The sequence below is a fragment of the Nannocystis punicea genome (genome assembly GCF_026965555.1).
GTDB lineage: Bacteria > Myxococcota_A > Polyangia > Nannocystales > Nannocystaceae > Nannocystis > Nannocystis punicea.
Genome location: NZ_CP114040.1, coordinates 3,246,299 through 3,265,621, shown reverse-complemented (window position 1 = coordinate 3,265,621; position 19,323 = coordinate 3,246,299). Strand labels below are relative to the sequence as shown.

Genomic DNA, 19,323 nt, shown 5'->3' with positions numbered 1-19,323 from the left:
GCGTCAGGTGGTCTTGCGCGCGGCCATGTAGGCCTCGGTCAGCGCCGGGTCGGCCGCGATCTCGAACATCATCGCGTCGAGCTTGGAGCGGTCGAGGCCGTGCTTGGCCAGCACGTCGTCGGCGTGCTCGGGGTCGGCCGCGATCTCCTTGGCGACCGCGGCGGCGACCTGGACCTTCTCCGAGCCCGGGTCGGGCTTCGGCGCCGTCTCGGGCTTCGGCGCCGGCTCTTCGGCCTTCACCTCGGGCTTCGGCGTCTCGGTCTTGGTCACGGTGGTCTTGGTCTCGACCTTGGTCGTCTTGGTGACCTCGGTCTTCTTGCCCTCGCCGCCGCAGGCGGGCAGCGCGAGCGCGAGCGCGCCCAGCAGCGCGACGAGACGACCGGCACGGAGGAACGAATGCGTGGAGTGGTGCATGGCGGTATCTCCTTTCATCACTGCGGCGCCGGGGCGGCCTTGTCCTTCTTCGCCTCGGCCTTCTCGGCCTTGGCCTCGATCTTGGCCTCGCGCCGGTCCTGGCGCTGCTCGAGCTTCTCCTCTTTCTTCTCGAGCTTGTCCTCGCGCTTTTCGACCTTGTCCGAGATCGTGTCGAGCTTGGCGTCCTTCTTGTCGAGCTTGCCCTCGGTCTTCTCGAGCTTCTCCTCGGCCTTGTCGAGCCGCTGGCCGAGCGCCTCGAGCCGCTTCTTCTCGATCTCGAGCCGGGACTTCTCCTCGCCGGTGGCGGTCGCCAGCTTGGCGTCGATCTCGCGCAGCCGCAGCTCGACCTGCCCGCTCTTCTCGGTGATCGCCGCCGTCGACGACGCCAGCTTCTCCTGGCGCTTGTCGTGGCGATCCTTGGCCGCCAGGATCTTCTTCTGGCCCTTGGCCAGCAGCTCCTGGCGCTTCTCGAGCAGCTTCTCGCGCCGCAGGCGGTTCTGCTCGGCCAGCGCGTCGAGCTTGACCTTGAGCTTGTCGGTCTCCTCGGCCGTCAGCTCCTTGGCGTCCTCCTTGCGGTCCTTGAGCTTGGCCGCCAGCTTCTGCCCGCGCAGCCCGCTGGCCACCTGGACGCGCACCCACTTGCCGAAGCCTGCGTTGGCCTTGCCGCGCTTGCTCGTCGCGTCGGCCTCCTCGGCGACGAGGTCGCTGGCCTCGCCGGCGCCGAGCCCGACCTCCTGCGTGACCGAGAGCGCCTCCTTCAGATCGGCCTCCGGCACCCCGGCCGCGCGCGCGTCGGCGGCGGCGAGCGGCAGGTCGATGACCGAGAGGATGTCGTCGTTCAGCGCCTCCTGATCGGAGATCTTGATGTTGGCCGAGGCCGACGCGGTGGCGGTGGCCGGCGCCGCTGTGGTGGTGGCGGCGACGGGCGGCGGACCCGGGGGCAGGTCGGCCCGTCCGGCCGCCGGCAGCAGCAGCGCCAGCGCGAACGCGCCGGCGGAGACACTGACTGTGTGCTTGTGCATGGTGGTTGAACTCCAGCGCCGAGGATAGACGACTTCGCGCAGCCGCGAAAAGCCCCGGCGAGTGCGGCCGCGACACGACGCCTGCGGGCCGCAGGCCCCGGACCCGTGCGCCGCCGTCCCGCGAATTGTGACCGTCGTCAACCATCGACGCCGAGCGGGCTCGGCCGTACGCGCCCGCGGACCGGCGCGCGCGACGAAGGTACAGGTCCCGCGGGACATACCCGTTCGGACATACCCGTTCGGACATGCCCACCAGGACATGCCTCTTTGGGCATGTCCGTCCGGTCAGCGCGGGCGGAACTCGTCCGGCTCGTCCTGCACGCGGCCCTCGAGCCAGCCGGCGCGCGCCTCGGGGAACGCGTCGGCGTAGGGCACGTAGGGCTTGATGTCGAGCACCGGCGTGCCGTCGAGGATGTCGAGCCCGAGCACGTGGATCGCGTCGCCCTCGATCGCGGTCACGCGCAGGCACGACAGGCCGATCGGGCACGGCCGGTGCGGCGCGCGGGTGGAGAACAGGCCGACGGCGCGCGACGGGTCGCGCGGCGACCTGACCTTCAGGCCATACCCCTGATTGAGGTGGAACACGAAGAGGCACCAGATCCGCTCGAACTCGGCCAGATCTTGCAAGCCGGCGGCGAACTCCGGCAGGACCTCGATGCGCCCCGGGAGCGCCCGGTCCTCCTTGACCTGGGTGGTGATGGTCGGCTGACGCGGCGTGCCGAACCGCTCGGTGTAGGGCGAGCGCACCACGCCGATCGGCGCGAACGAGAAGCTCGGGCGCTCGCCCTGGCCGGTGGTGTGGTCCTGCTCCGGAATGCTGCGGCGCACGCGGCGAGCTTAGTCCAATTCGCCGGTTTCGCGGGCCACGCGTGCGCAGGGGCACGCTGCGGCGCTCTGGCGGGCCCAGCCGTCGCTGGGCTAAGACTCGCTCTTTATGCGCGAGGTCCTCGCAGAGTTGAGGCGGCTCGCCGTGCTCGCCGTGCCGCTGGCGCTCACCCAGCTCGGCAACATGATGCTCGGCATCGTCGACATGCTGATGCTCGGGCGCGTCGGTCGCGAGGCGCTCGACGCCGCCGCGCTCGGCAACCTGTGGGGCTTCGCGGTCCTGACGATCGGCATGGGCGTGGTCCTCGGCTGCGACCCGTTCATCGCCCAGGCCCACGGCGCCGGCGACGGCCGCGCCCTCGGCCTCACCCTGCAGCGCGGCGTGGTGCTCGCCCTGCTCGCCAGCGTCCCGGTCATGCTGCTGTGGACCTTCGCCGGCCCCGCCCTGGTCCTGCTCGGCCAGGCGCCGCACCTGTCCGCCCAGGCCCACGACTACCTGCTCGCGCAGCTGCCCGGCGCGCCGGCGGTGCTGCTCTACGCGGCCATGCGCTCGTACCTCCAGGGCCGCGGGATCACCGGCCCGGCGCTGCTGGTCATGCTCGCGGCCAACGTCGTCAACGTCGGCCTCAACTACGTCCTGATCTTCGGCGCCCTCGGCCTGCCCGCGCTCGGGGCCGTCGGCGCCGGGATCTCGACCGGCGTGGTGCGCGTGGTCATGGCCGCGGCCCTGGCGTGGATCATCGTCCGCCGCGGCCTGCATCACGGCGCGTGGGTCCCGTGGTCGCGGGCCGCGCTCGACCGCGCCGCTCTGGCCGCGATCGCCGGGGTCGGCCTCGGCATCGGCCTCCAGCTCGGCCTCGAGATCTGGGCCTTCCAGGCGGCCATGCTGTTCGCCGGCTGGCTCGGCGACGCCCCGCTCGCGGCCTACACGATCGTCCTCAACCTCGCCTCGTGCACCTTCACGATCCCGGTCGGGATCGCCATGGCCGCGGTGACCCGCGTCGGCAACCTGCTCGGCTCGGAGCGCCCGCGCGAGGCCGAGCGGTCGGCGTGGGTCGCCATGTCTCTCGGGGCAGGTGTGATGGGCGCCGGCGCGGTGCTGATGTACTCGCTGCGCTACCGGTTGCCGGCGCTGTTCGAGGCCGACCCCGAGGTCTACGCGCTCGCGGTCGCCAGCCTGCCGATCGCCGCCGCCTTCCAGATCTTCGACGGCGTCCAGGTGGTCGGCTTCGGGGTGCTGCGCGCCATGGGCCGCACCAACAAGGCCGCGCTGGTCAACTTCGCCGGCTACTACGCGGTCGCCCTGCCGCTCGGGTGGTGGCTGGCGTTCGAGCGCGGCCACGGCATCGGCGGCCTGTGGTGGGGCTTGACCGTCGGCCTGGCGCTGGTGGCGACCGCGCTGCTCGCGTGGATCGCCGTCCGCGGCCCCGCCACGGTCGGGAAGATCTCGATCGAACAGCGTTAGTGCCGCGTGGCCGCGCCGCGGCCGCCATCGGCGGTCGCACGGGCGACGGGCATTGAGTATGGTGCCCGCCATGAAAACGGACACGGACGTGATCGTCGTCGGCGCCGGCCACAACGGGCTGGTGGCTGCGCTGTTGCTCGCCAGGCGCGGCCTGCGAGTGCGGGTGCTCGAGGAGAGGGACGTCGTCGGCGGCGCCGTCCGCACCGAGAAGCCGTTCGCGCGCGCCCCGAACCTGGCGATCTCGACCGGCGCCTACCTGCTCGGCCTCATGCAGCCCGAGCTGCTGCAGATCACCGGCGTCGACCTGCCGCTGAAGCGACGCGACCCGCACTACTTCCTGCCGACCACCGACGGCCGCTACCTGCTGCTCGGCTCCGACGCCGAGGAGACCCGACGTCAGTACGCCGCCTTCTCGTCGGAGGCCGACTGGCACGCCGACCAGGCCATGCAGGCCGAGCTCGCCCAGCTGCGCGACGACCTCGCGCCGTCGTGGTTCCACGAGCCGCTGTCGCTCGAGGACACCGCCGAGCGCTACGTCCGTGCGTCCTTGCGGCAGGTCTTCGTCGACCTGTGCCGCAAGCCGGTCGGCGAGTACATCGACCGCTTCCCGTTCAAGAGCGACCTGATCCGGGCGATGTACGCCTCGACCGACGGCTTCACCGGCGTCTACGGCACCTGGGACACGCCCGGGACCGGCATGAACTTCCTCGTCCACAACATGTGCCGCCTGCCCGGCGCCGGCGGCACGTGGATGCTGGTCGAGGGCGGCATGGGCACCATCAGCCAGAAGTTCGCCGCCGCCGCGCGGGCGGCCGGCGCGGTCATCGACACCGCCAACGGGGTGAAGCAGATCCTGGTCGAGAACGGCACCGCCGTCGGCGTCCTCACCAACAAGGGCGAGGAGCTGCGCGCGCGCGTGGTCCTGGTCGGCGCCGACCCGTTCCGCATGCGCGACCTCGCCGGCCGCGACAACTTCCCGGCCGACTACAACGCCCGCCTCGACGGCATGCGCCGCGACGGCACCTCGCTCAAGGTCAACCTCGCGCTCAAGGGCCTGCCGCAGTTCACCTGCCTGCCGGTCGACCGCGGCCAGTACGGCCCGACGATCCACCTCCTGCCCGACGAGGAGGTCGTGATCCGCAGCTTCGGCGAGGCGTTCCGGGCCGTCCAGGCCGGACGGCTGCCCGACTTCCCGGTCATCGACTGGTACATCCACACCACCGTCGACCCGACCATGCGCGACGCCGACGGCCACCACAACTCGGCCCTGTTCGTGTCGTGGGTGCCCTACGAGCTGGCCGGCACCACCTGGGAGCAGGAGGAGAGCCGCTACGTCAAGCACCTGCTGTCGATCTGCGACCGCTTCGCCCCCGGCACCAGCGACCTGGTGGTCGACACCTTCGTCCTCCACCCGCAGAAGATCGAGCAGCACTTCGGCATCACCCGCGGCCACATCCTCCACGTCGACAACACCTACGGCTTCGACCAGCGCGTGCCCTACCGCCAGCCGATCGCCGGCCTCTACGCCGCCTCCGCCGGCACCCACCCGGGCGGCGGCGTGATCGGCTGCGGCGGCCACAACGCCGCCATGGCCGCGCTCAAGGACCTCGGCCTCGGCTGAGCCTGTCCGCTCGGGCATGCCCGTCGGGGCATGTGTGAAGGGGCATGTCCTGACGGACATGCCCCTTCGCGCATGCACATATTCAGTCGAGCTCGGCGAGCCCGCCCGTCAGGCCCAGGGCCTTGAACAGGTCGGCCAGCTTCTTGGCCGGGATGCGCTTGGCGGCGGCCGCCTCGGCGCGGATCATGGCGAACGCGAACGCGTCGAGGTCGTCGAAGCCGCGCCGCGCGTCGAACCGGCCCTCCTCGTGCTCATAGCCGAGGACGCGGCCGGTGGTCGTGTCGAGCAGGTGCATGTCGCCGGAGCCGTCGGCGGACAGGCCGACGTAGCGCTCGTCGGCCGCGCCGTGGAGCCCGTTGCGGACGCAGTCGAAGCCGTACGAGCCGGACACGTCGAAGCGCTGCCCCAGCCAGGGGAACCGGCCGCTGCGCACCAGCGCGTCGAAGGCCCGGGCCGCCGCGCGGTGGGCCTCCGGCAGCCGATCGATCCACGACTCGAGCGGGCGCGCGCCCTCGACGAGCTCGGTGACGCGGCGGCCCGTCGGGAAGAACGCCGCCAGGTCGCGCTCGAACTCGCCGCGGGCCACGTAGCCGGCGAGGTCCGCTGTTGTAAAATTCTGGCCCCACTCCTTGAGCGGCTTCGGCTGCACGAGCTCCCGTCCCTCGCGGTCGAAGAACGCGGTGCTCTTGCGCTTGCCGTCGACGAACTCCGACACCCCGCGGTCCGGGTGCGGCTTGGGCAGCTTGACGTCGTGCGCGCCGATGACGGTGTCGCCGAAGCGGAGGAGCTCGCCCTGGGTGATCTTCTGCCACTCGAACCGGCCGTGCAGGCGACCGTTCCGCCACGAGGCGATCAGGGCGATCTGGCCGAACGGGTAGCCGTGAAAGGTGGCCGTGACGATCGCGCCGTCCTCGTAGACCGCGGCGATCCGGGTCGTCAGCGGCGGGCCGATCGGCAGGCCGTACTGCTGCTGCAGCGCCTCCGCGGCGCGACGTGCCGCCTCGTCGTAATTGAAGTCGGGGTGGTTGGTGAACCACGACAGCTCGCCGTGCAGCTTGCCGCCGCGCAGCCGGGCGTCGAGCAGGGGCTGACCGTCGCGGTACCAGCGGCGCACCGCCGTGTCGTTGTCCTCGCACCACTGCGCTGAATCGCTGGAGTACACGGCGGACGCCGGGACATGGTCGGGACGCGGGGGGGTCGCGGAGCTCATGGGCGGCGCCATTACCACATTCGCCGCCCGGAGCGCGGGGCCCGCCGCGGTCACGCCTCGAGGGGCTCGGGGGATGCTCCAGCGATTCGCCCGTCGCAGCCCGGACAGGGAGCACCGCGCTCCGCGGATTCGCGCGGCATGCGCTCGAGAATTTTTCGTGACACACTTCGGGCCGCAGCCTGCACCTCCGAGACATGCCCAGCTCCCGGCCCGCACCGTCCGTCGAGACGTTGCTCGCGTTGATGCAGAACGGCGACTTGCGCGCGCTCGACCACCTCGCGCGGGCCTACGGCGACCGCCTGCTCGCGGTCGCGCGGCGGCGCTGCGACCTGCGCGAGGACGCCGAGGACGCGGTGCAGCAGGCCCTGCTCGCCGCGGGCACGGCGATGACCGGCTACCGCGGCGAGGGCTCCCCGCTCGCGTGGCTGTCGACCCTGGTGGCGCGCACCTGCTGGCGGCTGAACCGCAAGGCCGCGCCCACGGCCGAGGTCGTCGACGTCCCCTGCACCTGCGACGACCCGGCGGTGGTCGCCGAGCGGCGCGAGCTCGGGGCGACCCTCGGCGACGCGCTGATGACCCTCTCGCGCACCGACCGCCTGGCGTTCCTGCTGGCCGCCGAGGGCGTGACCAGCGTCGAGATCGCCGAGCGCTTCTCGCTCACCCACGACGCCGTGCGCAGCCGGCTCAAGCGCGCCCGCAAGGTCCTGCGCGCGGCCCTCGAAGCCCGTGACACACTCCCCGCCCCCGGGCGCACTGCATCGGCGAGCCCCACGAAAGGATCGCTCCCCGATGACGACCTCGCCCAGTTCTTCGCGTCGCCGCACCGATGACGCCTCGTTCGCCGGTCATGTCGCTCGCTGCCAGAGCGAGCAGTGGTCGGCGATGTAGTCCGCGATCGTCCGCGGCGGCCTGCCGAGCAAGACAGCGAGGGTCGGGTCGACCCGCTCGGCGTCGCCTCGCCGCAGGCCGAGGTGCAGCAGGGTGAGGACGATGACCTGTCCTATCGGACACCCGCGCGCATGGAGGCGACGGGCGTACGCCAGCGCGCCTGCGGGCGTGTAGCGGATCGGTCGCCCGAGCGCGCGCGCGAGCAGCCCGGCGACCTCGCCGAAGTCGCGGGTCTCGCCGCCGGTGAGGGTGTAGGCCCGGCCACGATGCGGACCGGGATCGAGCAGGACGTCGGCCGCCAACTCGCCGAGGTCACGGGTGTCGACCCACGCGACGCGGCCGCGGCCGGCCGGGACGAACAGCTCGTCGCGCTCCCGAAGGTCCGGGCGGTACGCGTCGCCGAGGTTCTGCGCGAAGAACCCGGGCCGCAGGATGGTCCAGGGGACAGGTCCGCGAGTCAGGTGCTGCTCGACGGCGTGATGCGGGATCAGGCGCCGGCGGTCGGCGCCGACGACGGAGAGGAAGACGACGTGCGGTACCGCGGCCGCCGCCGCGGCGTCGACGAGCGCGCACAGCGACGGCCGTACATCGGCGATCGCCGGCGGACGGACGAGGAAGAGCCCGCCTGCCCCGGCGACCGCGGCACGGAACGTCTCCGGGCGGTGAAAATCGAAGGCGACGACCTCGACGTCCCGGCGCGCGGCCGCGGTCGCGGGGTCGCGGACACCGACCCGGCAGGCCGCGCCCCGGGCGACGAGACGCGCCAGCACGGCGCTGCCGACGTTGCCCGTCGCGCCGGTGACGAGGATCCGCCCGCGCACCGGGCCAGGGTACCACCTGACCGGCTCAAGCGCGGCCCCGCAAGGTCCTGCGCGCGGCCCTCGAAACCCGTGACACACTTCCCGCCCCCGGTCGCACTGCATCGGCGAGCCACACGAAAGGATCGCTCCCCGATGACGACTTCGCCCAGTTCTTCGCGCCCGCACCCTCGCCGCACCGATGACGCCTCGTTCGCCGCCGACGTCGCGGCCTCGCCGTTCGTCCTCGTCAAGTTCGCCGGCGCCTGGTGCCCGCCCTGCCGCGCCCTGCAGCCGACCCTCGACGCGATCGCCCGCGACCGCAACGACCTGACCCTGTTCGACGTCGACGTCGACGCCAGCCACGCCCTCGCCGAGCAGTTCGGCGTGCGCAGCATCCCGACCCTGGTCGCCTTCCGCGACGGCAAGCCGATCGGCCAGCTCGTCGGCAACCAGCCGCGCGCGCGCATCGAGGCCCTGCTGCGCACCTGAGGCCCCCTCGCGGAGACGGCCGCTCGCGGAGCCCGCACCGCGAGCAGCCGTGCGCCGGCGAGCCGATCGACCAGCCGTCCGCTCGCATCGAGGCTGCTGGGCGTCGAGGCCGCCGCGCGGCGACGGACCGCTCGCGGAGCCCAGCACCGCGAGCGGCCGTCGATGTCGACATCCGCGACGCGAGCCCGCGACGGCCCCGTTGTCGCACCCGTGTGCGAACATAACTCGAAGGACATGTCCATTCGAACATGGCAAAATGGTCATGCTTGATGAAGCATGCCCGAAAGGGCATGCCCATTTTTTGGATGCATTTCACGCCCGGCGGGCGCGGGCGGCCGTCTTGCCGGCCTTCGCGACCTTCTTCTTGTGCGAGCAGGGCCCGCCGAGCTGCTCCAGCCGATCGAGCTCGCTCGCCAGGGTGCGCCCGGCCAGCACCGCGAGGGTCGCGTCCTCGAGCTCGTGGGACAGCTCGCGGAACATCACCTCCATGTTGGAGGTGACCACGCAGCGGTGGGGGAGGTCGCAGCGACCGGCGAACAGGCCGCGTTCGCCGAGGGCGGCGAGGTAGACGTCGCGCAGGGTGATCTCGCGGGCCGGGCGGGCCAGGCGCGAGCCGCCCTTGACCCCCATGCTGGTGACGATGAGGCCCGCCGCGGCCAGCTGGGCCAGCAGCTTGCGGGTCAACGACGGGTTCGTGGCCAGCCCATCGGCGAGCTCCGACGACGACAACAACCCCGCGTCCTCGCGCTGGGCGAGCGCCAGCATCAGCATGAGCTGCAGCGCGGAGGCGAACCGCACGTCCACCATGGCGCGAGGTGTAGCACGCGGGCACTCAGCCCGGTAGGCGCGGATAGTCGATGAAGCCCGCGGGACCCGGCGTGTAGAACGTCGCCCGATCGGGAGGGTTGAGCGCCGCACGCGCGGCGAAGCGGGCCGGCAGATCGGGGTTGGCGATGAACAGCCGGCCGAACACCGCCCCGTCGATCTGCCGCTCCGCCAGCAGCACCTCCGCCTCGGCCTGCGTCAGATCGCCGGCGCCGAGCAGCGTGCCGCGGTAGTGCGGTCGCAGCTCCGCGAACGACAGACCGGGGCCGCTGCCGCGCCCGCGGTCGTCCGCGGTCGTTCGCGTCACGTGCACGTAGGCCAGCTCGCGCCGCGACAGCTCCTGCAAGATCGCCGCGAAGTTGTCGCGCGCCGACGCGTCGGGCTTGCCGTCGACCATCGCGCTCGGCGACAGCTTGAGCCCGACCCGCCCCGCGCCCATCACCGCCTGCAGCCGGCCCAGCAGCTCCTGCAGCAGCCGCAGCCGCCCCGCCAGCGCTCCGCCGTACTCGTCGGTGCGGGCGTTGGTGGCGGCGCGGAGGAAGCGGTCGAACAGGTTGGCGCTGCTGGCGTGCATCTCGATCATGTCGAAGCCCGCGTCCTTCACCGCGCGCGCGGCTCGCTCGAAGCCCGCGATCATCGCCGCGATGTCGTCGCGCGACAGCATCGCCGGTCGCACCTCGTCGGCGATCGCCCAGCCGGGCGGCTGCCCGGGCCGCTCGGCGCGCGGGAGCCCGACGTCCCACAGCTGCGCGGCGATCCGCCCGCCCGCCTCGTGGACGCGGCGGACCACGCGGGCCCACCCGGCCTGCTGCGCGGGCGAGAAGATCGCCGCCAGGTCGGGGAAGCCGGCGCCGTACGGCCGCACCGCCATCCCCTCGCTGATGATGAGCCCGGCCCCGGCCCGCTGCGCGTAGTACTCGGCCACCAGCTCGCTCGGCGCGAGCGCGGCGTCGGAGCGCAGCCGGGTCATGGGCGCCATGATGACCCGGTTCGGCAGCTCGAGCGCGCCCAGCCGCAGCGGGTCCAACAGTGCAGAACCAACGTGTCCGTCCATATGTATCCCTCACTAGTTCAGTTCATGTTTAAGTGCAAGGATCATTAAAACACTTCTGCGCTCGCGACCGCCCGCTCGCCCGCCCACACTTTCGCGTTGCGCGAGGCAGAAATGAGACTATAAGAGTTACAGTTGTGAGCTCGCGCGGTCGTCGAGCCTGTCGCCGCCCGCCCGGTTCGGATTCAGGAGCAGCATGGACATCGGCATCATCGGTTCAGGACACATCGGCGGCACCCTCACGCGGCGGCTGAGCGGGCTGGGGCACCACGTCACGGTCGCCAACTCGCGCGGCCCGGACAGCCTCGCCGCGCTCGCGGCCGAGACCGGCGCCACCGCGGGGACGGTCCAGCAGGCCGCCCGCGCGCGCGACGTCGTCATCGTCACCATCCCGCAGCGGGCCGTGCCCAATCTGCCGCGCGACCTGTTCGCCGGCGGCTCGCCGCGCGCAGTCGTCGACACCGGCAACTACTACCCCGACCTGCGCGACGGCCGGATCGCCGAGCTCGACGCCGGGCTCAACGACAGCGAGTGGGTCGCGCGTCACCTCGGTCGCCCGGTCCTCAAGGCCTTCAACAACGTCCAGGCCCGCACCCTCAACCGCGGCGGCCTGCCGGCGGGCGCGCCCGGCCGGGTCGCCCTGTCGGTCGCCGGCGACGACGTCGAGGCCAAGAAGCTCGTCCTGCAGCTGTTCGAGCAGCTCGGCTTCGACGGCGTCGACGCCGGCACTCTGGCGGACTCGTGGCGGCAACAGGTCGGCACGCCGGCCTACTGCCACGACCTCGACGCCGCGGCCCTGCGCGCCGCCCTGGCGGCCGCCGAGCGCGACAAGGTCGCCGACTACCGCCGCGAGGGCGAAGAGTCGGTGAAGCAGCTGATCGCCGCGGCCGGCAGCATCGACGCCCTCGCCGCGCCCTAGCGCCGCGACCGGAGCAGTTCGCGCAGCCCTCGCTTGTCGCTGGCCGCCGCCTCCTCGCGCCTTCTGTTTGCCAGATCCGGCGCGAGGACGACTGGCACTCGCTCACAGCCGCGACGACGTCAGCTGCCGCTCGATCTCGTCGCCGGTCTTCGCTCCGGCCGGGAACAGCCGCGACACCAGGTAGACGATGTCCTGCGTGACCCGCCAGGTCGTCTCGTCGACCCGCGTCGTCGTCTCGAGCAGCGTCACCGGCTCCGCGGTGCGCGACGGCAACAGCCGCAGGGTGATGCCGTCGGGCGCCGCGTCGGCGCGCAGCAGCGGGAAGGCGGCGGTGCTCCACACGTACGACTCGGTCGCGCGGGCCAGGCCGGAGCGGCCGGTGCTGTCGTCGCGCCAGAACACCATGGCGCCCTTGGGGCCGGCCAGCAGGACGCCGCGGACGTCGAACGGCAGGGCCTCGCGGTGGCGCAGGTCGGCCGCCTGCGCGCCGATCTGCAGCGGCCCCGGATCGATGGTGATGACGCGCAGGTCGTCGAGGTGCAGCTCGGTCAGCGGCGCGGGGCTCAGCGAGCAGCGGACGGTGATGTCGTCGGCGAGCAAGAACACGTCGCCGTCCTCGATGCGGTAGTTGGTGACCTTGCAGCCGCGCAGCTCGAGGCCGGTGGTCGAGTGCTGGTCGACCATGTAGAAATTCTCGCCGCGCCGTTCGACGCGGCAGTGCTTGCGGGACACCGACCCGCTGCGGATCGGGAGGTCGTTGTCGCGGGTGCGGCCGATCGAGAACACGTCGGTGCCGACGCCGATCCGCCGTCCGGCGCACGTCAGCACGAGCGGGATATTCGCCATTGCCCGGATGCTAAGCCAACCGGGGGCCTCGCGGGGCGCGCGGGGCTCGTGAACTAGCGCGTGGTCCCGCCCGGATCATGCGCGGCCACGAGCGACGAGTCCGCATCCTCGGGCGTGCGACGGAGCGCGCAGTCACGCGCTGTCAAATTCGTCTCGCGGACGTCGCCCCCCGAGATCGCTAGCGGCGCGACCTGCACAGTTATTCAGCCCGCGCGAGCCCGTGGGCGACCATCTAGCCCCCCGAATTCCCCGAAATGTTGCCCCCGCGCCGCCCGATCTGATAGCGCCGCCCTGGTGCGCAGCAGCAAGAACCGCCGGATGGCCACGGGCCGGCGCAGGACCTCCCGCAAGACCGAGGGCCTGCGCGCGTGGCTCGGCTTGCAGACGTCGGGCCGCCCGGCGACGCGGATGACCCGCAACCGGCGGATGACCGAGGAGCAGCGGCAGAAGGCCGCCAGAGCCTACGTCGACCCGGTCGAGCGGAAGACCCGCAACCGCACCGTCGCGCTGCTGATGCTGCTCGCGGTCGTCAACCTCTACGTGTTCGTGTGGCGCGAGGGCACCAGCGTGCTCGAGCTCGGGGCCCCGCGAGCCGCCGCGATCGTCGAGCACGACGACCGCGGCCACGGCCCGCTCGGCGCCTTCGCCGAGCCGCCGGAGACCGCCTGCAGCGGCGATCCGGTGCGGATCTTCGAGGGCCTGAACGACCAGATCCACCAGGCCACCACGCTCGACGCGGGCCGCACGCTGCGCCTCGCCCTGCTCGAGCTCGGCGTCGCCGCGCCGGAGATCGACGCCCTCGAGGCCGCCCTGCGCCCGACCATCGACCTCGGCCTGGTCGCCGGGACAGGTGCCCCGCTGCGCGTCGCCACCGACCGCCACGGCGCGATCCTCGCGGTGGAGATCGAGCAAGCCGAAGGTCGCCTGCTGCAGGCCTGTCGCGCGGGCGGTCAGGCGGGCATGACTGTCCGAGCGATCCAGCACCCGCCGGTCAGCGACGTCGTCGCGGTCCACCTCGAGCTCGGACCCGACGCCGACCTGCGCGCCGCAGTGGTCGAGGCCGGCGAGCGACCTGAACTCGCGGACAGGATCGCCGCGGCGCTCGCGTTCGAGGTCGACCTGGTGGCCGACGCCCGCCCGCGCGACCGCATCGACCTCGTCATCGAGCGGCGCTTCCTCGGCAAACAGTTCCACCGCTACGGCAGCCTGCTCGCCGTCCGCTTCCGCGGCGAGGCCGGCCGCTTCCTCGCCTTCCGCTTCCAGACCGGCAACGGCCAGGCCGCCTACTTCGACGCCGAGGGCAAGCCGGTGCGTCGCACCCTGCTGCGCTCGCCGCTGGCCTTCCACGCGCTCCAGGCCGGCGCCCGCGCCATGATGCCGCCGTCGGTCGAGGTCGTGGCCGGCCGCTCCGGCGCGCTCTACCGCCGCCCCGAGGGCGCCCCTGTGGTCGCGCTCGGCGACGGTGCGGTCCGCTCGCTCGGCGAGCAGGGTGACGCCGGCCTGGTCCTCGAGCTCGCCCACGAGGACGGCACGGTGGCCCGCTACGCCCACCTCTCGCGCACGATGGGCGACCTCCGCCCCGGCCAGCCCGTCCGCCAGGGCCAGCTCGTCGCCCTCGCCGGCCACTCCGGCAAGACCGCCACCGACCGCGTCCGCCTCGAGCTGTGGCGCGAGGAGCACGGCGAACCGACCGTCCTCGACCCGCTGCTGCTCGCCGCCGGCGGCGACCGCCGCCCCGCAGTGGTCGGCGCCCCGCTCAAGGGCACCCAGCTCGAGCGCTTCAAGCTCGAGATCGCCCCGTGGCAGAAGGCCCTGCGCGAGACGTCGGGCTCGTAGCTCATCACCAGCGCCACATGCGCGTTTTCGCGCTTCCGCCTTCGAGTGGACGACCCTCAAACTTTGGGGTACGGCCACCAGGCCATGGAGTCCACGGACGTTGAGTTTCTCAAGGCGTTCTACCAGGCGCTGGACGATCGTCCGTTGGATCCGGTCGTGGACAAGGCCCTCTACGAGCCGCTGTACGCCAAGAACTCGAGCGCGCCCTCCGACCCGGTCAACGAACTCCAGACCACCATCGAGTGGGAGGCGGTCCAGAGCGCGCAGCTGTTCAGCGGCTTTCGCGGCACCGGCAAGAGCACGGAGCTGCACCGGCTCAAGCGCCAGCTCGAGAAGAACGGCAGCGTCGTCGTGCTCTGCGACATGCGCGACTACCTGAACCTGTCCACCGAACTCGACGTGAGCGACTTCCTGCTGGCCGCCGCGGGCGCCTTCGGCGACGAGCTGGCGAAGGACCCGGTGATGTCCGGCCAGGATGTGATCCGGGAGGGGTACTGGACCCGGTTCTGCAACTTCCTCACCCGCACCCAGATCGAGGTGAGCGCCCTGGGGCTGAGCGCCGGCACGCCGGCGCTCAAGGCCGAACTCAAGCTCAACCTCCGCGAGGATCCGACGTTCCGCCAGCGCCTGCAGGACCGCCTCAAGGGTCACCTGGGCGCGCTCGTCAAGGACGTGCACGGCTTCTTCGGCGAATGCATCACCGCGATCCGAAAGGCTCACTCCGACGATTCGCAGCGCGTGGTGATGCTCCTCGACTCGGTCGAGCAGATCGAAGGCACATCGGTCAACGCACCCAAGGTCGCCGACTCGCTCGAGATCGTGTTCAGGGCCCACTCGAACGCCCTCAAGATCCCCTACTTGCACGTCGTCTACACCGTCCCCCCGTGGCTGAAGATCAAGGCGCCAGGGGTCGCCGGTCTCTATCGCGAGGCGCAGCTCATCCCTTGCGTCAAGGTCCGCCACGAGCACGGCGAGAAGTGCCAGGCTGGCCTCGACGAGCTCGAGCGCATCGTGGCGCGGCGTGGCGACTGGCGGCGCCTGCTCGGGGACGATCGCGCGGCCCTCGACGAGCTGCTCCTCGCCTCCGGCGGCTATCTCCGCGACCTCTTCCGGATCCTCCAGACCGTGCTCCGTCTGGCCCGGCACGAACGCCTCCCGGCCTCGCCGGCGATCCGGGCCCTCGCGCTCGACGACGTGCGCAACAGCTACCTCCCGATCGCCAACGACGACGCGCGATGGCTCTGTCGGGTCGACGAGTCGCACACGACGCAGCTCGACGATCAGGAGAAGCTCCGCGATCTCGCCCGCTTCTACAACAACCACCTGGTGCTCACGTACCGCAACGGCCACGAGTGGGTCGGCGTCCATCCGCTGATCGTCAAGCAGGTGAAGCGTCAGATCGCGGAGCTGGACGAGACAGCCGAACGGCAGTCCGCCGCCGGCACGCCGTCATGAGCTCCATTTCCCTGAGCGCGAGCGGCGAGCTGGCGTGGAAGAACCTGCAAACCCATCTCGAGTGGGCTCGCGGGTTCTGGCTCGGCTGGATCTTCACCAACCACCCGCCGAGTGGGACTGAGCTTTTCACTCGAGCAGCCGAACTGCTGCGCGGCGAGGACCGGAGCTCCGAACTGCGCCGGCCGCGTCAGCCGGAAGAGCTCGCCACGGACGCAGTGGCGTGGCTCTTCGGTGACGCCACCAGCGTCGACGGATGCGTCGCTGTCCTCGTCGATGGTGTCGATGAAGCCTGGGCCGACGCCTGGGATCACTTCCTCACTCGCCTCAACCTCCGGCGCGACTGGCTGCGGCAGCACCTCCGCGGTGGCCTTCTCCTGATCGCGCCCGCTGCGTTCAAGCCGCGCGCGCGAGCGGCCGCACCGGACCTGTGGTCGATCCGCTCGCTCGTCTTCGACGTCTCGGCGCCTCCTCTCACTCGTGCGATGGCGCCGCGCCCCGCGCTCGAGCACGACGAGGAAGAACCCGTCGCCACCACCGAGCTGCCCCTCGCGTTGCAAGCAATCGCCGCAGCGCAGGCCGCCGGTCAGCCGCTAGCGGAGACTGCCGCCCGCCTTCGTGCCGCCGCAGCCCTGCTCGCTAGCTCCCGTCTCGATGAGGCGCGCGAGCAACTGAGGCTCGCGGTTCAAGTCGCGCCCCCCGAAGCTCGCGCCGTCGCTCTCAGCACGCTCGGCGTGATCGAACGACAGGTCGGCGATGTATCGGCAGCGGAACGACACTTTTACGAGGCGCTCGCAGTCGACCATCGCGAAAAGATTTCTCCCAGGATGCTGCACGCGTTCGCGTCGCTCCTCAAAGGACGCGGCGCCCTCGACCAAGCGCTTGCGGTGGCAACACGGATGCGCGAGCGAGCTCGACGAGTTGCGGCTGAATCCGCGGAGTCTCCACAAGCGCTGCGAGTCGAGCTCGAGTGCCTCCGCGAGCTCAGCGACATCCAGTTCGAAATGGAAAACTACACGGCCGCGGCGGAGACCGACGACGCGGCTCTTGCCCTCAGTCGTCAGCTTCGCGGTACGCTCGGGGACACCTCTCGGACACTCCGCGACGAAGTCCGCTGTCTCCTCGGCCTCAGCAGCATTCGTCTCTCTCTGGGCGACTTGCCTGCCGCCGTCACAGCCCTCGAGACAGCTCTAGCCTTACTTCGACGCGTAAACACGATCGTCGGCGACACATCGGAGGCGCTCCACGACGAGTACGTGGCCCTCCTCCTGCTCGCTCAAATCCGGTCTGAAATGGGCGACCTCGATGCCGCCGAACGGGCCCTCGACCAGAGCCTGGCGCTTCTTGCCTCACTCCGCACTGTTCGCGGGACCGAGGAGCAGTTGCACGATGAAGCCGAGTTCCTCGACGTTGCGGGCGAGCTCCACCGTCTCAAGGGTGAGTGGGCCGGCGCCACCGAGGCACTGAAGCGCTCCGTGGCCCTCAGTCATCGCATCCGCGCGCTCTCCGGCGACACGCCCACCGCTCTTCGGAACGAGGCAACCAGGCTCTTCGAGCTCGCCGATCTTCACCGGGAAAAGGAAGATTGGCCCGCCGCCGCGACGAACTTCGAGTCCAGCCTCGACCTGCTTCGCCGCAGCCGGGCGCTGACCGGCGATACCCGCCAAGTCGTGAGCAGTATGGGCCTCTGCCTGCAAAGTCTCGCAGACGTGTATGAACACCAGGGTCAACACGCCGACGCCAAAGCACGCCTCGAGGAGGCCGAGGCGCTGCTTAGCGGCGCCGTCGCCTCCACTCCCTCGCCCTCGTTGGTCGACGCCCTCGCAGAGGTCCGGCGAAGGCTCGCAGCCGGCCTCGACTCGAGCGAGCCCTCGAGCGCGACCTGAAGAGGCAGGACGTAGAGTCCGCCTCTCCGGCAGACACCGAAGAGGCTGCGCGAGCCAAGCCTTCGGCCTTCACATCATCGCCACGTCGAGGAGCATCCCCTTGAGCGCCTCGTACTCGCCCATCATCGACAGGTCGTGCTCCGTCAGGTTGAACACGCCGACGGGCGCTCCGTCGCGGTCGAGGATGATCACGTCGCGGTAGACCACCTCCCACTGCGTCCACGCGTCGACCTCGGCGACGTCTTGCAGCAGCGGGATGAAGCGGCCGCTCACCATCTGCGGGACCCCGGACTCGAAGCCGATCCCGTTCACCCCCAGCAGCTCGATCCCCAGGTCGGGGAACTCGCCGTTGAGCTCCATCTGCAGGTCGTTCAGGTAGCCGAACTGGCTACGGCAGTAGCCTCAAGTCGCGTGGGCGAAGTACCAGCCCGACACCTGGCCCGCGTAGTCGCTGCGGGCCCGCGTCTGCTCGTAGGTCGCCGAGTTGGGGTTCACGTCGACGAGCTCCCAGTCCGGCGCCGGGCCGGCCGGCTCACCCGTGGTGTCCGTATCGGTGTCACCGGTCGTCGTCGTCGTCGCCACCGGCCCGGTCGTCGACTCGCCGGTGGTCGGCTCCTCGCCGGTGCTGGTCGTCGGGACAGGTCCGGAAGTACCTGTCCCTGTGGTCATGCCCGTGCCGCTCGTCGTCAGGCTTTCGGTCTCGGTCCCCGTCTCGGGGCCGCCGGTGGTCGAGCCGGTCATGCCGCCCGAGCTGCTGCTGGCCGTCGAGTCCGAGCCGCCGTCCGGGCAGCCCGCGAGCGCGAGCGCGCACAAGTAAAAGGATGGTCGTCGGTTCACGCCCTGAACCGTACCACCGTTCCTCAGGCGTGCGGCTCCGTCTTCCCGTGGTGACGCAGCGGCTTTCCGGACATCACCTGCTCGTAGGCCGGCACCCAGTCGGCCCACTCGGTCCCGGCCAGTCGGTCCATGAAGGTCGAGCCGAACCCGAAGTGCTTCGTGAACCGCGCGTGGTGCAGCGCGTGGAACGTGTACGGGTGCGCCAGCCACACCGCGGGGCTGCGCGTCAGCGCCGGCGGCCCGAGCTCGACGTTGGTGTGGCCGATGATGTTGCCGAACACGTTGTAGAACAGGTACACGAAGTAGCCGATCAGGCTGACCGGTGCGACATGGCCCAAGAGCCAGGGCACCCCGACGTAGCCGAGCGCCCACCCGAGCGCCTCGACCGTCGACACCGACTGCGCGCTCCACGGCGTCGTCACCCGCGACAGGTGGTGCAGCCGGTGGAACCGCATCATCGGCCGCGTGTGCAGCAGCCGGTGCAGCGCGTAGAAGTAGACGTCGAACACCACGTTGCACAGAAAGAAGCTGACCGCCGCCCAGAGCAGCAGGTCGGGTCCCCACACGATCCACTGCCCCGCGAGCGCCGCCGCCAGCGCCGCGGGGATCAGCAAGCAGAAGCGGATGTTCGCCCGGATCTCCCGCGCCACCTGTCCTTCGGGCAAGGCTTCCCCCTGGATCCGCTTGTTCGCCGGCACCCGCTCGGCCGCGCGACCGATCGCCGCCGTCACCACAGTGACCCCGGCGTGCGCAAACACCAGCACCACGAACCAGTCGAGGAACGTCCCGAGGTCGAACACCCGCCGATTGTCGCACCACCGAAGCCGCCCCGCGCCGCCTGCGACCGCGTGACCCAACCTGCGCGCGGAGCTGCGCCCGACCGCGACATGGACCGCCGAACCCTGTTCCGCGACCGATCCTCGTTTCCGGCCCCGTC

At 71.3% G+C, this 19,323-nt stretch carries 18 protein-coding genes and 1 pseudogene; 8 read left to right on the top strand and 11 right to left on the bottom strand.

Annotation, left to right across the window (positions count from 1 at the left end):
- Positions 1 to 3 precede the first annotated feature (3 nt).
- The 3 genes from O0S08_RS12445 to tsaA all read right to left on the bottom strand — a co-directional run bounded on the left by O0S08_RS12445 (position 4) and on the right by tsaA (position 2,264).
- Positions 4 to 414, bottom strand: coding sequence for a hypothetical protein (locus O0S08_RS12445; RefSeq protein WP_269039314.1), 411 nt, complete (start codon positions 412 to 414; stop codon positions 4 to 6).
- 17 nt (positions 415 to 431) lie between these two features.
- Positions 432 to 1,436 (bottom strand): hypothetical protein, encoded by a 1,005-nt coding sequence (locus O0S08_RS12440; RefSeq protein WP_269039313.1) that lies wholly within the window; start codon positions 1,434 to 1,436, stop codon positions 432 to 434.
- A gap of 285 nt (positions 1,437 to 1,721) precedes the next feature.
- Positions 1,722 to 2,264, bottom strand: a complete 543-nt coding sequence (gene tsaA, locus O0S08_RS12435) for a tRNA (N6-threonylcarbamoyladenosine(37)-N6)-methyltransferase TrmO (RefSeq protein ID WP_269039312.1) — start codon at positions 2,262 to 2,264, stop codon at positions 1,722 to 1,724.
- 106 nt (positions 2,265 to 2,370) lie between these two features.
- Here tsaA and O0S08_RS12430 point away from each other — a divergent pair, with 106 nt between their 5' ends.
- Positions 2,371 to 3,726 carry an MATE family efflux transporter gene (locus tag O0S08_RS12430; protein ID WP_269039311.1) on the top strand — a complete coding sequence of 452 codons (1,356 nt, stop codon included), beginning with the start codon at positions 2,371 to 2,373 and terminating at the stop codon, positions 3,724 to 3,726.
- Positions 3,727 to 3,796: 70 nt separating this feature from the next.
- A complete protein-coding gene (locus O0S08_RS12425) occupies positions 3,797 to 5,347 on the top strand; it encodes a phytoene desaturase family protein (protein WP_269039310.1) in 1,551 nt (516 codons plus the stop codon).
- A gap of 82 nt (positions 5,348 to 5,429) precedes the next feature.
- On the opposite strand, the gene O0S08_RS12420 is transcribed toward O0S08_RS12425, so the two are convergent.
- Complete coding sequence (locus O0S08_RS12420; RefSeq protein ID WP_269039309.1) at positions 5,430 to 6,557, bottom strand: SMI1/KNR4 family protein; 1,128 nt, start codon at positions 6,555 to 6,557, stop codon at positions 5,430 to 5,432.
- A gap of 194 nt (positions 6,558 to 6,751) precedes the next feature.
- Between O0S08_RS12420 and O0S08_RS12415 the strand changes: the two genes are divergently transcribed.
- The gene (locus tag O0S08_RS12415; protein WP_269039308.1) at positions 6,752 to 7,387 is read left to right on the top strand and encodes an RNA polymerase sigma factor; all 636 of its coding nucleotides are present in this window, start codon (positions 6,752 to 6,754) and stop codon (positions 7,385 to 7,387) included.
- A 15-nt stretch (positions 7,388 to 7,402) separates the two neighbouring features.
- On the opposite strand, the gene O0S08_RS12410 is transcribed toward O0S08_RS12415, so the two are convergent.
- Entirely contained in the window at positions 7,403 to 8,266 is an 864-nt protein-coding gene (locus tag O0S08_RS12410; protein WP_269039307.1) for an NmrA family NAD(P)-binding protein, read from the bottom strand.
- A 132-nt stretch (positions 8,267 to 8,398) separates the two neighbouring features.
- Between O0S08_RS12410 and O0S08_RS12405 the strand changes: the two genes are divergently transcribed.
- A complete protein-coding gene (locus O0S08_RS12405; protein ID WP_269039306.1) occupies positions 8,399 to 8,734 on the top strand; it encodes a thioredoxin family protein in 336 nt (111 codons plus the stop codon).
- Between the two features lie 312 nt (positions 8,735 to 9,046).
- On the opposite strand, the gene O0S08_RS12400 is transcribed toward O0S08_RS12405, so the two are convergent.
- Positions 9,047 to 9,541 carry an Rrf2 family transcriptional regulator gene (locus O0S08_RS12400; protein WP_269039305.1) on the bottom strand — a complete coding sequence of 165 codons (495 nt, stop codon included), beginning with the start codon at positions 9,539 to 9,541 and terminating at the stop codon, positions 9,047 to 9,049.
- Between the two features lie 25 nt (positions 9,542 to 9,566).
- Complete coding sequence (locus tag O0S08_RS12395) at positions 9,567 to 10,613, bottom strand: oxidoreductase (RefSeq protein WP_269039304.1); 1,047 nt, start codon at positions 10,611 to 10,613, stop codon at positions 9,567 to 9,569.
- Positions 10,614 to 10,806: 193 nt separating this feature from the next.
- Between O0S08_RS12395 and O0S08_RS12390 the strand changes: the two genes are divergently transcribed.
- The gene (locus O0S08_RS12390) at positions 10,807 to 11,529 is read left to right on the top strand and encodes an NADPH-dependent F420 reductase (RefSeq protein WP_269039303.1); all 723 of its coding nucleotides are present in this window, start codon (positions 10,807 to 10,809) and stop codon (positions 11,527 to 11,529) included.
- 102 nt (positions 11,530 to 11,631) lie between these two features.
- Here O0S08_RS12390 and O0S08_RS12385 read toward each other — a convergent pair whose 3' ends face one another.
- Entirely contained in the window at positions 11,632 to 12,375 is a 744-nt protein-coding gene (locus O0S08_RS12385) for an FHA domain-containing protein (RefSeq protein ID WP_269039302.1), read from the bottom strand.
- A gap of 294 nt (positions 12,376 to 12,669) precedes the next feature.
- Here O0S08_RS12385 and O0S08_RS12380 point away from each other — a divergent pair, with 294 nt between their 5' ends.
- The 3 genes from O0S08_RS12380 (at position 12,670) to O0S08_RS12370 (ending at position 17,549) form a co-directional block, all read left to right on the top strand.
- Positions 12,670 to 14,211: a M23 family metallopeptidase gene (locus O0S08_RS12380; RefSeq protein ID WP_269039301.1), complete on the top strand. Its 1,542-nt coding sequence runs from the start codon at positions 12,670 to 12,672 to the stop codon at positions 14,209 to 14,211.
- Positions 14,212 to 14,295: 84 nt separating this feature from the next.
- Positions 14,296 to 15,666 carry a hypothetical protein gene (locus tag O0S08_RS12375; RefSeq protein ID WP_269039300.1) on the top strand — a complete coding sequence of 457 codons (1,371 nt, stop codon included), beginning with the start codon at positions 14,296 to 14,298 and terminating at the stop codon, positions 15,664 to 15,666.
- Positions 15,663 to 17,549 (top strand): hypothetical protein, encoded by a 1,887-nt coding sequence (locus tag O0S08_RS12370; protein WP_269039299.1) that lies wholly within the window; start codon positions 15,663 to 15,665, stop codon positions 17,547 to 17,549. The genes O0S08_RS12375 and O0S08_RS12370 overlap by 4 nt, the downstream gene beginning before the upstream one ends.
- A 69-nt stretch (positions 17,550 to 17,618) precedes the next feature.
- On the opposite strand, the pseudogene O0S08_RS12365 reads toward O0S08_RS12370, so the two are convergent.
- From O0S08_RS12365 to O0S08_RS12355, 3 genes and pseudogenes are all read right to left on the bottom strand, one after another.
- A pseudogene (locus O0S08_RS12365) lies at positions 17,619 to 17,939 on the bottom strand (TUGYCR motif thioredoxin fold (seleno)protein); the annotation flags it as partial.
- 12 nt (positions 17,940 to 17,951) lie between these two features.
- Positions 17,952 to 18,386: a hypothetical protein gene (locus O0S08_RS12360; RefSeq protein WP_269039297.1), complete on the bottom strand. Its 435-nt coding sequence runs from the start codon at positions 18,384 to 18,386 to the stop codon at positions 17,952 to 17,954.
- Between the two features lie 23 nt (positions 18,387 to 18,409).
- Complete coding sequence (locus O0S08_RS12355) at positions 18,410 to 19,186, bottom strand: sterol desaturase family protein (RefSeq protein WP_269039296.1); 777 nt, start codon at positions 19,184 to 19,186, stop codon at positions 18,410 to 18,412.
- Positions 19,187 to 19,323 lie beyond the last annotated feature (137 nt).